Source organism: Halorubrum shenae (assembly GCF_051194165.1).
Classification (GTDB): Archaea; Halobacteriota; Halobacteria; order Halobacteriales; family Haloferacaceae; genus Halorubrum.
This window is the reverse complement of the sequence record NZ_JBLZNI010000001.1, coordinates 213838-227601: the sequence shown is the minus strand read 5'-3', so window position 1 is coordinate 227601 and position 13764 is coordinate 213838. Positions and strand designations below refer to the sequence as shown.

The 13764-nt window shown below is 61.6% G+C and carries 12 protein-coding genes and 1 tRNA gene; 6 read left to right on the top strand and 7 right to left on the bottom strand.

The annotated features are described in order from the left end of the window. Positions 1-78: 78 nt before the first annotated feature. The 4 genes from ACNS88_RS01130 to ACNS88_RS01115 form a co-directional block, all read right to left on the bottom strand. Complete coding sequence (locus ACNS88_RS01130; RefSeq protein ID WP_435093076.1) at positions 79-1020, bottom strand: NAD-dependent epimerase/dehydratase family protein; 942 nt, start codon at positions 1018-1020, stop codon at positions 79-81. 245 nt (positions 1021-1265) lie between these two features. Then, positions 1266-1339, bottom strand: a tRNA-Thr gene (locus tag ACNS88_RS01125). A gap of 76 nt (positions 1340-1415) precedes the next feature. Then, positions 1416-2012, bottom strand: coding sequence for a GNAT family N-acetyltransferase (locus tag ACNS88_RS01120; protein ID WP_435093074.1), 597 nt, complete (start codon positions 2010-2012; stop codon positions 1416-1418). Between the two features lie 73 nt (positions 2013-2085). Then, entirely contained in the window at positions 2086-2712 is a 627-nt protein-coding gene (locus tag ACNS88_RS01115; protein WP_435093072.1) for a CBS domain-containing protein, read from the bottom strand. Between the two features lie 249 nt (positions 2713-2961). On the opposite strand from ACNS88_RS01115, the gene udk reads away from it, so the two are divergent. Continuing rightward, entirely contained in the window at positions 2962-3657 is a 696-nt protein-coding gene (udk, locus tag ACNS88_RS01110) for a uridine kinase (RefSeq protein ID WP_435093070.1), read from the top strand. Between the two features lie 45 nt (positions 3658-3702). Here the strand turns inward: udk and ACNS88_RS01105 are convergent, their stop codons facing one another. Together ACNS88_RS01105 and ACNS88_RS01100 are read right to left on the bottom strand one after the other, a co-directional pair. Further along, entirely contained in the window at positions 3703-4260 is a 558-nt protein-coding gene (locus ACNS88_RS01105) for a halocyanin domain-containing protein (RefSeq protein WP_435093068.1), read from the bottom strand. Between the two features lie 662 nt (positions 4261-4922). After that, positions 4923-5474 (bottom strand): mechanosensitive ion channel domain-containing protein, encoded by a 552-nt coding sequence (locus ACNS88_RS01100; protein ID WP_435093066.1) that lies wholly within the window; start codon positions 5472-5474, stop codon positions 4923-4925. A 117-nt stretch (positions 5475-5591) separates the two neighbouring features. Here ACNS88_RS01100 and mvk point away from each other — a divergent pair, with 117 nt between their 5' ends. The 5 genes from mvk to ACNS88_RS01075 all read left to right on the top strand — a co-directional run bounded on the left by mvk (position 5592) and on the right by ACNS88_RS01075 (position 11437). Beyond that, the gene (gene mvk, locus ACNS88_RS01095; protein WP_435093064.1) at positions 5592-6608 is read left to right on the top strand and encodes a mevalonate kinase; all 1017 of its coding nucleotides are present in this window, start codon (positions 5592-5594) and stop codon (positions 6606-6608) included. Beyond that, complete coding sequence (locus ACNS88_RS01090) at positions 6605-7387, top strand: isopentenyl phosphate kinase (protein WP_435093062.1); 783 nt, start codon at positions 6605-6607, stop codon at positions 7385-7387. Before mvk ends, ACNS88_RS01090 begins: the two co-directional genes overlap by 4 nt. A gap of 45 nt (positions 7388-7432) precedes the next feature. After that, positions 7433-8497, top strand: a complete 1065-nt coding sequence (locus tag ACNS88_RS01085; protein WP_435093060.1) for an Mrp/NBP35 family ATP-binding protein — start codon at positions 7433-7435, stop codon at positions 8495-8497. Continuing rightward, positions 8494-8832: a DUF7976 family protein gene (locus tag ACNS88_RS01080; protein ID WP_435093058.1), complete on the top strand. Its 339-nt coding sequence runs from the start codon at positions 8494-8496 to the stop codon at positions 8830-8832. The genes ACNS88_RS01085 and ACNS88_RS01080 overlap by 4 nt, the downstream gene beginning before the upstream one ends. A 109-nt stretch (positions 8833-8941) precedes the next feature. Next, complete coding sequence (locus ACNS88_RS01075; protein WP_435093056.1) at positions 8942-11437, top strand: sensor histidine kinase; 2496 nt, start codon at positions 8942-8944, stop codon at positions 11435-11437. Positions 11438-11470: 33 nt separating this feature from the next. Here the strand turns inward: ACNS88_RS01075 and ACNS88_RS01070 are convergent, their stop codons facing one another. Next, positions 11471-13675, bottom strand: a complete 2205-nt coding sequence (locus ACNS88_RS01070) for a methyl-accepting chemotaxis protein (RefSeq protein WP_435093054.1) — start codon at positions 13673-13675, stop codon at positions 11471-11473. Between the last annotated feature and the right edge of the window lie 89 nt (positions 13676-13764).

Below are 13764 nucleotides of genomic sequence, written 5' to 3'. Positions count from 1 at the left end.
CACAGAACTGCGGCCTCTTGTACGCCCTACGGATATCCGTTCGAAATGTCGATCGAATACGCGAAATCGATCCGGTAGTTAAACGCTTTCTACCGTGCTTTCGAGGTACTGTTCACAGACCTGCTTGAGACCCTCTTCGAACGTGATCTGGGGCTCCCATCCCGTCTCCTCCTCCATTTTTGAATAATCGGCACACGTGTCGTGAACGTACACCGATTCGGGAATCGGATTCTCGATGTACTCCGCCTGGACGTCCGTCCCGAGTATCTCATTGAGTTGCTCTACGACCTCGTTGAAGTCGTAGCTCTTGCCCGTTCCAAGGTTGTAGATCCCCGAGAGCTCGTTTTCGGCTGCCAGCTCCAGCCCGCGGACGATGTCCGAGATGTGTGTGAAATCCCGGGTTTGTGTGCCGTCACCGTAGAGAACCGGTGACTCACCGTGAGCAATGTCGTCTGCGAACTGCGCGATGACGTTCGCGTACTCGCCTTTATGTTCTTCTGCACCACCGTATCCCTGGTACACCGAGAAGAATCGCATCCCGGCCATCGAGAGCCCGTAATGGTTTTCGAAGTACTCTGCGTACGCTTCGCGGCCCATCTTCGACGCTTCGTACCCCGTGTTGATCGTTATATCCATCCCTTCCGGAGACGGCTCCGTCTGACTGCCGTAGATCGACGACGTCGAGGCATAGACGAACGTCTCACACCCGTCCTCTTTCGCTTGGTCGACCGTGTTGACGAACCCCTCAACGTTCACACGAGCCCCCTCCGTCGACTCGTCTTCGTGCATCGCGTACGACGAGAGCGCCGCGAGGTGGAAGACGACGTCAACGTTTGTCGGCAGATCGTCGTCGAGAACGCTTTGTTCGACGAACTCCACGTCGTCGTTGAGATTGTCCGGGGTGCCGAGATAGCAGTTATCAACGACAATTACCTCGTTATGCTCCGCAAGGTGGTTCGCGAGATTCGAACCGATAAATCCCGCACCACCGGTTACAAGTATGCGATTGTTTGCGATCATGATTTTCCAAGGGAGGTGAATACTTTGGTCGACATCAAGATTCTATCCCTTAGAGTAGCAGTCAGACGAGTCAGAATTAGTTATATTCTAGTTATCGGTTCTTATACTGCAATTACCGCATCCAATTACATACGCAGCCGGTCGAACCTATTAATTATACATTTTCAGACATACTCTCAGAGTGGTCAGTAGTCGTAGTAGGTGCGTAACCCTACTTAACGGGAGCAGTTGAACGGATCGTTCGAAGCCAGGGCAGGGATTTGAACCCCGGAAGTCTCGATTACAAGTCGAGTGCATGAACCGCCCATGCTCCCCTGGCGCAAGCGGGCGTACTCGGTCCTCCTATGAGTGCGTGTCGCTTTCCGCGAAGGTGACGCCGTGTCGCGAGGGCGAGGTCAGGCGCTTCGATCGCCGTCGCCGACTCCGGTACTGTCGCCGTCCTTGCCGCCGTCACCGCCCTCGCCGTCTTCGCCGTCCTCACCGTCCTCACCGCCCTCGCCACCACCCGCCGACAGCATCTTCGTCAACTCCACGCGATTCGGCTCGTAGCCCCGTGCCGCGTAGAACTTCCTCGCGCCGTCATTGGCGGCCAGCGCCTCCAACGCGACAATTTCGGCGCCCATCTCGCGGAGGGCTCGCTCGGCCGCGTCCAGCAGGTCGGCGCCGATCCCTTCGTCGCGACGCCCGGAGACAACGAACAGGTTGCTCACGACGCCGCGGGTTCGATCGCGCTCGTAGCCGCCGTGGTCGAGCGCGAAGCCGACGAACCCGATCGGGTCGGCAGTGGAGTCTTCGCCGTCGCGCGCGACGAGGACCTCGCTCGTGACTACCGAGCGCGCGACCCACTCGCGGACCGCGGGACGGTTTGCCTCGGCGAGCAGCGTCGACCCGTGCGCCCGCTGCCCCTCAGCGAGCGCGATCCACAGGTCCGTGACCGGATCGATGTCATCGACGGTTGCGGGCGTGACGCGCACGCTGTCGCTGTCGGCCATTCGATGGGTGGTCGGCGCGCGAGGTGTTTGAGCCTACCGGCAGCCGATCGGTACGGTGTCGAATACGGTCGAGTTACACGTCGCGGCACTCCGGACAGATCGCCTGTCCGTTCGCACTCACGAGGTCGGGGACGAGCGCCCCGCAGCTCTCGCAGACGCCCTGCGTCGGCGAACCGGACGCATCGGTTGACGACGCCTCCACAGCGGGGTCGACGCCGCCGTCAGATCCCAGCATCGCCGCGTCTCCGCGCTGGGGCTCACCCGTCGCTGCCTCCTCGCTGAGGGCGTCGCGGACGCCGTCACCGGTCCGGGGCGCGCCCGCGGCGAGCACATCACCTGCGGTGACGACGCCCACCGCCTCGCCGTCCTCGACGGCGACGACGCGGTCATTCCCCTCCGCGATGAGTCGCTCTTCGGCGGCGACGAGGGCGTCGTCCGGCGCCACCGTCGGGAGTGGCGGCCCCATAACCGATCCGACCGTGAGCTCGGTGTCGCCGGCGGCTTCGGCACCCACGTCCAAGAGCGTCTCGAGGGCGTCCCGACACCCCAGCCGACCGACGGGCTCGCCGCCCCGAAGGACGACGAGGCAGTTCGTTTCTTCGTCGACTAACAGCGCCGCCGCGTCGCGCAGCGGGTCCGACTCGCTCACGCCGAGGAACTCGCGGTGCATCACGTCACGGATCGTGGTATCTGTTCGCATGAAACGTGATTCTGCTGCGAGTAGCTAAAAGGTGCCCCCGGTATCGTTATATGGATTCCGAGCGTACATCGGCGATCGGTGAAAAACCACCGCAAACGCGGCTGGAAAGCGGGAGACACTGGCGAGAGAACGACGGAACGCCCGGACGGAACCCACCTGATCCCGAGAGGGAGGCCCCCACAGCGACTGCGACCGCGTTGACGACGACGAAAAGGAGGCTTCAAACCCCGCGATACCCGAGCAAACGATATGGCCATTCCCTCGTTCGTGATCGGGATCGCGGGGGGAACCGGTGCGGGGAAGACGACCGTCTCCCGGCTCGTCACCCGCGACCTCGGCGACAGCGTCACCCGCATCCCGCTGGACAACTACTACGAGGACCTCTCGCACCTCGACTTCGAAGAGCGTCAATCGGTCAACTACGACCATCCCTCGGCGTTCGAGTGGGAACTGCTCAGAGAGCACCTCGAATCTCTGCTCCAAGGGCAATCGGTGCAGATGCCGCAGTACGACTTCGAAGTCCACAATCGGAAGGACGAACGCCTCACTGTCGAGCCGACCGACGTTATCGTGCTCGAAGGGATTCTCGCGTTGTACGACGAGGAGATAAACGACATGATGGATCTCCGGCTGTTCGTCGAGACCGACGCCGACGTGCGGATTCTCCGCCGGATCCGCCGGGACGTGATCGACCGCGGGCGCGACTTGGAGGGCGTCATCGACCAGTACCTCTCGACGGTGAAGCCGATGCACGAGCAGTTCATCGAACCGTCGAAGAAACACGCCGACGTGATCATCCCCGAGGGCGCGAACAGCGTCGCGGTGAACCTCTTAGAGGAGAAACTTCGCGCCGAGGTCGAGGGCGACGCCGTCCGGAGCTGGGAGCGCGGGAGCTTGGAGGAGGAGCTCGGCGAGAAACGCTCGCTCGATATCGACGACGACTGAACGGCTGTCCTCGTACGCAGTCGCTCTCCTCACGATACAACACAGCTAGCCTGATTCGACGATAATGAGTCCGATCATACCGACCGCTTGGTGTGGGGCACAGACATATCGAACCTCTTGCGGTTCCACGAATGTCTGGTGATAAGTAAGGCCATCAGTCGAACTTTCGAAGGAGCCGTCTTCAGCAACAACGTTGTACACTCTGTCTCCAACCCATTTCCACGAGATGGTTGTGCCAGAGGAAACGCGAATGGCTGGCGGGTCAAACGATAACCCAGCATCTCCAGCACCAACCTCAATCAGCACTGAACCTTCCCCAGTCCTGTCTTCGATTCCAGAGTAATTGTTCGCGTTCTCGATCCACGATTTCTCGGTCTCTGTTTCGGTGTTCGTGGTGTTGCTTGTGTTTGTACTGGTGTCGTCATCACTGACGCTATCTCCGCCGTCACCGCCGTCTTCACTATCTCCACTATTTTCTGTGGTTTCATCGGAGGGAGTGGTGGATTCCGAGTCGTTCGTTGCGTTGGAACAACCCGCAAGTGCGAGAGCTGCAGTGGTGCCTGTCGTCGCAAGGAACGCGCGCCGTGAATGCGTGTCTGCCAATGTGTATTGGGAGATTTCGTCCGCACATATAATACAAGGTGGAGCCTCCGGCCTCAAGCGCCGACATAGTGAGACTCAATTTTGACCTGAGCGAGGGTTCACACGATCATTGGGCAGCCATTATACCAAATTCCATATATAATTAGTATCAAACATCACCAAAATAATTGATAAGAAAACTTGTTTTAATTGACGTGATGGTAAATTCGATCTTGATCGCGATTATCAGCTTCGCAAGCAGTTACATCGGTATTAATCGATTCGAAAAAGGTCCCGATTGGATATGCAGTTATACGCAGTCATATCTTTTATGCGGTGCTGGATTTGTGCTAGTAGTTGTCGGCTTTCTAGTGAGGCTGTCTGGAGATCCTGTTACCACACTCATGGCCTCAGGGCTGGATTTTATGATCTGGCTAAGTATTGGTAGTTCGGGGGTTGTTGTACATTTTTATGGGAGTTTATTCATATATCCAAGACCGGGCCCGAATCCAGTGTGAGGTCCCAGATTGTAACCATACAGAAGAGTTCACCAAAGATAGTCTCTGGTAGTTGCCTAGACTAATTCTGTCCCCGACACCCGACTCGTGGGGTCCCGCTGTCTTGCTATCGCCTGATACGTACTGACCGTATTACCTCTCGGCCAGGGTGGCCGAGACGGTGTCTCACGCGTTTTTCCCATCGGATACATCGTATGCCCATCGCGACTCGATCTCTCGGTTCGCTAAGACGACCCGGTCGCCGTCGTCGGTGTCGATCCGCGTCTTTCTGAGCTCGATCGCGGCAACCGTTCCGGTCACGCCCTTCGCCTCAACGCGGTATCCCGGATTGAAGTCGGGGTCCCGGAGGAGGTAGACGCCCGCCACCGTATCCTCGATCATCTCGGAGAGCGCGTACGAAACGCCTAACGCGATGAAGCCGACGGCGGTGCCGAGACTCGCCGCGATGTCGCCCATTCCGACGACTTTCAGAAACGTCAGTGCGACGCCGAACCACAGGAAGATCGACACGAGCGTGACGATCAGATCGCCCACGAGGTCGCGATCGCCGACGTAGATCCGACCGATCGAGGCCCGAACCAGCGCGAGGGCGATCCGCACCGTTACGTACGCCAGCGCGAGGAAAACGAGCCCCGAGAGCAGTCGCGGCACCGCGACTGCCAGACCCTCAACGAAGTTCGTGAGCGACCGCGCGAGCAGCGACGGTGTCTGCGTCATGACCCGCACCACGGGTGCCGGGAGTGAAAAGATGAGGGTGGCGGCTCGGTTCGGCCCCGGAAGCGGAGCGGTCCCGCAAGCGCAACGCCTGTAAGCCCCCGGAGAGAGGTGAGTCGTATGACTGTCTGTGAGGCGCCGGGGAAGGTGTACCTCTTCGGCGAACACGCCGTCGTCTACGGCGAGCCCGCTGTGCCGGCGGCGATCGAGCGACGCGCCACGGTGACCGCCGAACGCCGGTCGGACGACCACGTCCGCGTCGAGGCCGAGGACCTCTCGCTCGACGGGTTCACCGTCGAGTACTCCGGGGGGACCGGCGACCGCCCCGACGTGGACGTGCCGACGCCGCTGGTCGAGGCCGCGATGGGCTACGTCGACGCCGCGGTCCGGCAGGCCCGCTCAGCCGCCGACGCCCCCGATGCCGGCTTCGACATCACTGTCGACAGCGACATTCCGCTGGGCGCCGGGCTCGGGTCCTCGGCGGCCGTCGTGGTCGCTGGGATCGACGCCGCGACCCGCGAACTCGGCGAGCCGCTCGACCGCCGCGAACTGGCAGACCGCGCGTACCGCGCGGAGTTCGAGGTGCAGGACGGGCAGGCGTCGCGTGCGGACACGTTCTGCTCGACGATGGGAGGTGCAGTCCGCGTCGAGGGCGACGACTGCCAGCCGATCGACGCGCCGAACCTCCCGTTCGTCGTCGGCTTCGACGGCGGGGCCGGCGACACCGGCGAACTCGTGGCCGGCGTCGGCGAACTCCGCGATGAGTACCGGTTCGCGGCAGACACCGTCGAGTCCATCGGGGACGTGGTTCGGACCGGTGAGAGGCTGCTCGCGGGTGCCCGCCCGGAGGCCGAACCGTCGCCGGACCTCCTAGCGGAGCTGGGCGAGCTGATGGACTTCAATCACGGGTTACTCGCCGCCCTCGGCGTCTCCGCGCGCTCGCTCGACGCGATGGTGTGGGCCGCCCGCGACGCCGGGGCTCACGGCGCGAAGCTCACCGGCGCGGGCGGCGGCGGCTGTATCGTCGCGCTCGACCCCAGCGACGCGACCGAGACGGCCCTCTCCTTCACGCAGGGCTGTGAAGAAGCGTTCCGTGCGGAACTCGCGACGGAGGGCGTTCGGGTGGTGGAGTCGTGACCGCGGACCATGAGCCGTCTGTGACGCCCCCCGTCGTCCTCAAGCTCGGCGGGAGCCTTATTACGGACAAGAACCGCCCGGAAACGCTCGACGACGCGGCGCTCGACGCGGCCTGCGACGCGGTCGCGAGCGCGCTCGCCGACGGCGCGGTCGAGCGGCTCGTCGTCGTCCACGGCGGCGGGAGCTTCGGGCACCACCACGCCAGCGAACACGGCGTGTCGACGACCACCGGGACCGCCGATGCCGACGCGGTGATGGACATCCACGGGGCGATGACGGAGCTGAACCGAGCGGTTCTCGATCGCCTCCACGAGCGCGCCGTACCCGCGATCCCGGTTCACCCGCTCTCGCTTTCCGCGCGCCCAGCAGGTCCCGACGCCGACCTCGACCTGCCGCTCTCCTCGACGGCGACGCTGCTCGATGAGGGGTTCGTCCCCGTGCTTCACGGCGACGGCGTCGCGACCGCGGGGTCGGGCATCACCGTCGTCTCGGGAGACGAACTGGTCGTCGAGCTCGCTGCCGGGCTTGGCGCGCGACGGGTCGGGGTCTGCTCGACGGTACCGGGCGTCCTCGACGGCGACGGGACGGTACTCACCTCGATCGATTCGTTCGACGCGGTCGCCGACGCGCTGGGCGCGAGCGACGCGACCGACGTGTCAGGCGGAATGGCCGCGAAGGTCCGCGAGCTGCTGGCGCTCGACGCCCCGGCGTACGTGTTCGGCGCCGACGGATTGCACCCGTTCCTGCACGGTGAGGACGCGGGAACGCGGATCGACTGACCGGGTGACAGAACCCTTATTCGACCCACGGCCCTCCCTCCGAGCATGAACGAAGCGGACGTTCGGGAGCGGCTCGCCGACGTGCAGGACCCCGACCTCGGCGACGATATCGTCTCGCTCGGGCTGGTGAACGACATCGATATTGACGGGGACGAGGATGCCGGAAACGGTACCGGCGGGACGATCCGCGTCTCGCTCGCGCTCGGCGCTCCCTTTTCTCCCCACGAGTCGGCGATCGCCGCCGACGTGCGGGCGGCGCTCGCCGACACCGGCTTCGACGTGGAGCTGTCGGCGTCGATCTCGAACGATTTGGACGCTGATGAGCAGGTGCTCCCGGGCGTGAAAAACGTGATTGCGGTCGCTTCCGGGAAGGGCGGCGTCGGCAAGTCGACGATGGCCGTCAACATCGCGGCGGGGCTCTCCGAGCTCGGCGCGCGAGTCGGGCTGTTCGACGCCGACGTGTACGGCCCGAACGTCCCGCGGATGGTGTCGGCCGAGGAGCGCCCGCAGACCGACGGCGAGTCGATCGTCCCGCCAGAGCGATTCGGCGTGAAGCTGATGAGCATGGACTTTCTCACCGGCGAGGACGACCCAGTCATCTGGCGCGGCCCGATGGTCCACAAGATCATCACCCAGCTCGTCGAGGACGTGGAGTGGGGCGACCTCGACTACCTGATCATGGACCTCCCGCCGGGCACCGGCGACACCCAGCTCACGATCCTCCAGACGCTGCCGCTGACCGGCGCCGTGATCGTCACGACCCCACAGGAGGTCGCGCTCGACGACGCGGTGAAGGGGCTCCGGATGTTCGGCAAACACGACACGAACGTGCTCGGAGTCGCGGAGAACATGGCCGGCTTCCGGTGTCCGGACTGCGGCGGCTTCCACGAGATCTTCGGCTCCGGCGGCGGGAAGGCGATGGCACAGGAACACGAGCTTCCCTTCTTGGGGGGCGTCCCGCTCGACCCGGCGGTCCGGACCGGCGGTGACGACGGCGAGCCGGCCGTCTTAGAGGAGGGCGACACCGGGGACGCGTTCCGGGTGATCGTAGAGAACGTCGCGAACAACGCCGGAGTCGTGCGTCGCCGCGGGGTGACAGGGGAACGATGAGCGGGGAGGACTCCGAGAACGCCGAGAACGCCGAGTCTCGCGACCAACGAGACGCAGTCGACCCGACCGACGCTGCCGGCGTCGATCCCGTCGTCCCGGAATCGGCCCGGGACGCGGCGAGCGAGGAGTTCGCCGACGACGACGAGGTCCGCGCGTTCCTCCGAGCGATCGCCGCCGACGTGCGGGGCGACAGCTCCGAGAGCAAACAGCTCTCGGCGATCCTCCACCGCGTGTCGGACCTGTACGACCCCGACGAGCAGACCTCGCCGGAGGAGATTTATCTGAACGTCCGGTACATCATGCGGATCAAAGCGCAGGGCGGGATCGAGCGGTAGTGCGGTGTCATTGGGACGATGTGTGCGATAGCTCGTTTCAGACAGCTGCAAAAAGCCGAGTAGACAGGTTAATTTGGGCAAGCAGTGATACTGTCGAACAGTACCGTCGATGGCGAGCATCCTTATAGTTACGGCAGACGACGCGTTCGCTGCCGCGTGCAAATCTGAGCTGCCGGAACACGACGATTTCCAGGTTATCTCTGCGAGGTCAGTCGGAGAGGCCCTCGATATGTTGGAAGGGGAGACGCCGATCGAATGCGTCGTTAGCGATCACGACCTACCGGATACAAACGGTATTGCGTTTCTCGAAGCGGTCCGAGTACAGGCCCCGACGCTCCCGTTCATCCTCTTTACGAGTGAGGGGAACGAAGCGATCGCCAGTCGAGCCATCTCCGCTGGCGTCACCGATTACCTCATTAAAGAGCACCACGAGAGCCAGTGGGAGCAGCTTGCGACGTTAGTACGGAACGCGATCAGATACTACCGCGACCAGAGCGGTATCGTCGATACAAAATCTCGAGCGAAAGCGCTTCTCGACGCCGCAAACGACGTTATCGCGGTCGTGCGAGACGCGGAGATCGTCTATCTCAATGACAGCGGAACCACGTATCTCTACGGAGAGACTCACCCCCCCGACTCGAACGACTCCGTAACGGAGTTTCTTTCCTCAGACGGCGACACGAACCTCACGAAGTTGCTTGACTCGGTCTTGTCAGGGGAGAAGACACTCGACCATCGTGACGGAGAGCTTGAAACTGCTGAAGGCACACGGATTCCCGTTGAGATAACTGCGACCCGAGTAACGTGGACCGAGACACCGTCAGTCGTGCTTATCCTTCGGGATGTCAGTGAAAAAGAAGAGCGGAAGCGGGAGTTACAGCTCAAGAATCAGGCGATCGATGAGGCACCGATCGGCATCACGATCGCCGACGCGACACAGCCGGAGAAGCCACTTATCTACGCAAACGAGAAGTTCGATGAACTAACCGGGTATACAGAAAACGACGTACTCGGCCGAGAATTTCAGTTCCTCCAGGGCGCGAATACCACTGCCGATCTGATCGCGAAGATACACGACACGATCGACGCCGAGGAATCCGTAACCGTCGAGCTGAGAAACTACCGAGAGGACGGGACAGAGTTCTGGAACCGAGTGACGATCGCGCCGGTCACGACGGACTCGGGCACCGTCACACATTACGTCGGCTTCCAAGAAGACGTCACAGAACGCGTCGAGTATCAACAGATGCTGCGTCGGTTCCAGCGAGCGGTCGAAGCGGCCGGCCACGCGATCTACATGACGGACCCGGACGGCACGATAACGTACGTCAATCCGGCCTTCGAACAGCTCACCGGCTACGACAGCAGCGAGGTTATGGGATTGACTCCCCGTCTGCTCAAGTCCGGCGAGATGCCCGACGAATATTACGAGCAGTTGTGGGCGACGATCACGAGTGGGAACGTCTGGGAAGAAGAAATTCAAGACCGCACGAAGTCGGGTGAACTGTACTACGCACACCAGACGATCGCCCCGATCACCGATGGCGATGGCGACGTGGAGGCGTATATCGCCATCCAGCAAGACATTACGGACCAGAAAGAACGCGAGTTTCAGCTCCGACAGTACGAACGCGCGATTGAAGGTTCGGAGGAATTGATCGCTGCAGTCGATGAAGAGCAAAACTACCTCTTCGCCAACGCGGCGTACCGCGACTTCCACGACCTCGGTCCCGAACTCCTCACGGAGACCCCGCTGGTTGACGGAATTGGTACTGACACGTATGAGACGGTCGAGCCCTACCTCACTCGCGCGTTGAACGGCGAGAGCGTCCAGCACCGAATGACCCGAACGCGGCCCCACCGGTCAGATCGAACGTTCGATGTTCGGTACTACCCGCTCGAAGACGACTGCGGGCACGTCGATGGGGTCGTTGCAACGATGCGTGATCTGACTGAGCAGCTCGAGCGAGAACAACACATCGTCTCTCTCGATCGCATGCTGCGACATAATCTGCACAACGAATTGAACGTCATTCAGGGCCACGCCGAGATGATCCGAAACCAAGCCCCAGATGAGATCGCGGATAAAGTCGCAAAAGTCGAGGAATCGGCCGATCGCGTGCTCGCACAGGCTAACAAGGCGCGTGAGATTTCCGAACTGCTCTCAGATCCATCTGATCCAGTCAGTATCAATCTCACTGAAATCGCACACGCTGCTGTTGAGCAAGTGCTGAGGGAGCATCCCGACGCAGAAATAACGGTCGAAATCCCCACAGACATAGAGATTCGGTCTATTCCGGAGTTGGGGCGAGCCGTCGAGGAACTGATCGAGAACGCAGTAGTACACGCGAAAACCGGTTCGGCACAGGTACGACTAACAGCCGTCCAACAAGAGACGACCGTCGAACTCAATGTCATCGATAACGGGCCAGGAATTCCACGTACGGAACGCCGCGTGATTGCGGGAGAGAGCAAAATCAGCGACCTCACACACAGCAGTGGGATGGGGCTGTGGCTCGTCAAACGAATCGTCTCTCAGATCGATGGTGACCTCAAGTTCGAAGACCCGGATCACAACGGGAGCATCGTGACAGTCATCTTGTGACGTCCTCCTCGCCGCAAAGGTCGGTACTCTCGCTTAATCGTCGGTGCGATCGGCGATCTCGTCGGGGGTTTCGAAGCCCCCGTCGGCCGTTGCCGAGGGCTGCGCTCGCGGCTCGGTCAGGCTGTTCGCCTGCGTTTCGAACCCGCTCACCTGATCGTTGAGGTCACCGGCCAGCGCGGAGAGCTCCTGAACGCTTTCGGAGGTCTCTCCGAGCGATGCAGTCTGTTCTTCCGTGGCGGCCGAGACGTTGCTCGCTTCGGCCGCGGTCTGTTGACTCACGCTAGCTACTTCGTCGACCACCGAGACGACTTCCTCCGTCGAAGCGGCCTGGTCGTCGGTCGCGTCGCTGATCTCCCGAATTCCGCTCTCGGCTTCCTGCACGGCGCCTGCAATCTCGTCGAACATCTCGATAGCGTTCTCGATCGTTTCCGACCCGCGCTCGACACGCTCGCTCATCTGTTCCATCCCGTCGACCGTCTCGCTCGTCCTCGACTGCGCGTTCTCGATACGGTCTTCGACAGCGGCAGTGGCTTCTGACGCCTCTTCTGCGAGTGATTTGACCTCGGACGCGACGACGCCGAATCCCTCTCCGGCTTCTCCCGCACGCGCCGCCTCGATCGAGGCGTTCAACGCCAAGATGTTCGTTTTCTCGGCGATGTCAGTGATCATCTCGACGATGTCACCGATCTTGTCCATCTCTTCTTCGAGCGCGGCGACCTGTGCGGCCGCGTCGTCGGCTTGCGTCTCGATCGACCGGATTTCCTCGGTCGCCTCCGCGGCGTACTCGCGGCCTTCGTTACCCTGTTCGACCGCGGTCCCCGCGGTTTCGGCCACCTGATCGGCCGACGACGCGATCTCCTCGACCGTGGCCGACATGTCGTTCATCTCGTTGGAGACCTCTTGGAGGTTCTCACTCTGCGTGTCCGCCCCGTGCGAAATCTCCTCGACGGAGCCGGCGACCTCCTCGCTCGCCTGCTTGATCTCTTCGGTGTTCTGGGAAACGACTTCGCTCGACGACGCGACGCGGCCCGCGATCGTCTTGACGTTATCGACGCTGTCGCCGAGGCGGTCGATCCCGTCTTCTAAGTCAGCCAGCACGGCACCGTACGTCCCCGGGTAGCTGGTGTCGATGTCCTGTGCGAGCCGACCCTGTTTCAGGCCCTTGCTCGCGGTGGATATCTGTCCGAAGCTCTCGGAGAGTTGTCTCGTTCCCGTCGCCAGATCATCAAGGACGGCACCGTACTGTCCGGGCCGGTCGGTGTTGACGTCGTTGTCGAGAACGCCATTCTGGAGGTCGTCGCTCACGCGCTGGATCGACCCGAAACTCGCGGCGAGCTCCTCGGCGCCCGCTCCGAGGTTCTCGATCGTCTCGCCGTACTGGCCCGGGTATTCCGCTTCGAACTCCCAGCCGAGGTCGCCTTGTTTGAGACCACTGCTCGCTGTTCCGATCTGGGCGAACACGCCTTGGAGGTTCTCTTGCATCTTGTTGTACGCATCGACCATACGGCCGATTTCGTCGCTCTCGACGTGGGGATCGATGTCATTCCCGAAGTCTCCGTTGCTGATCGCCACGAGACCCTCGGACAGCTGTTTGATCGGCGGCGTGATGCGGCCGGCCACGAACAGCCCGATTACGATCGCCACGATGAACGCTCCGACGGTTAATCCGAGAACCGTCTGCTGTGCGGTTTGCGCCGTCTCATCGGCGACGGCGACTGACGCCTCCTTGTCTTCGATGGCCGCCTGTTCGAGCGCAGTGGCGGACTCTTTGGTCTCGGCGACGATCAAGTCCAGCTCCTCGCTCCTCGCTTGTGCTAGGTCCATATCGCCGGCTTCTACGGCCGCAAACAGTTCCTGAGCGATCGCAGAGTACTCTTCATGCTGCGCCTGCAATGTCTGAACCTCTTCTTGCTCTTGTTCAGTCAGTTCCTGTTGTTGCAGCCCCGCGGAGTACTTATCGAATCTCTCCCCGGCCGCCTCAAACTTGGCCCGCTCTCCTTCCTCTCCGAGGAGGGCGGCGTGCACGGCGACCTGTTGCTCCTCAATGGCGACGAGCATGTTCAACGAGGCATCGATCTTGTCGGCATCCTCAGAGATGACGTGTGCCTCGCTATCGACGTCTCCAACGGCTTGATATCCGACTGCCCCGGTGACGCCCACCAGTAGCGCCACTAAGACGAACGCGATGATGAGTTTCGGCCGTAGATCCAACCGGTCAATGGCAATTCTATCTAACATAGATTATAAACCTACTCAGTTTGATAAATAGGTATGTGGGCAAATATCACGGTTGATACGCAAGTCGATCGTGTTAGTAACGGTTAATC

Excerpts from the sequence above, each read along its gene's own strand:
- ACNS88_RS01070 (WP_435093054.1), bottom strand. The coding sequence starts at position 13,675 with ATGTTAGATAGAATTGCCATTGACCGGTTGGATCTACGGCCGAAACTC.
- ACNS88_RS01100 (WP_435093066.1), bottom strand. The coding sequence starts at position 5,474 with ATGACGCAGACACCGTCGCTGCTCGCGCGGTCGCTCACGAACTTCGTT.
- udk (WP_435093070.1), top strand. The coding sequence starts at position 2,962 with ATGGCCATTCCCTCGTTCGTGATCGGGATCGCGGGGGGAACCGGTGCG.
- ACNS88_RS01115 (WP_435093072.1), bottom strand. The coding sequence starts at position 2,712 with ATGCGAACAGATACCACGATCCGTGACGTGATGCACCGCGAGTTCCTC.
- mvk (WP_435093064.1), top strand. The coding sequence starts at position 5,592 with ATGACTGTCTGTGAGGCGCCGGGGAAGGTGTACCTCTTCGGCGAACAC.
- ACNS88_RS01080 (WP_435093058.1), top strand. The coding sequence starts at position 8,494 with ATGAGCGGGGAGGACTCCGAGAACGCCGAGAACGCCGAGTCTCGCGAC.
- ACNS88_RS01075 (WP_435093056.1), top strand. The coding sequence starts at position 8,942 with ATGGCGAGCATCCTTATAGTTACGGCAGACGACGCGTTCGCTGCCGCG.
- ACNS88_RS01130 (WP_435093076.1), bottom strand. The coding sequence starts at position 1,020 with ATGATCGCAAACAATCGCATACTTGTAACCGGTGGTGCGGGATTTATC.
- ACNS88_RS01085 (WP_435093060.1), top strand. The coding sequence starts at position 7,433 with ATGAACGAAGCGGACGTTCGGGAGCGGCTCGCCGACGTGCAGGACCCC.
- ACNS88_RS01120 (WP_435093074.1), bottom strand. The coding sequence starts at position 2,012 with ATGGCCGACAGCGACAGCGTGCGCGTCACGCCCGCAACCGTCGATGAC.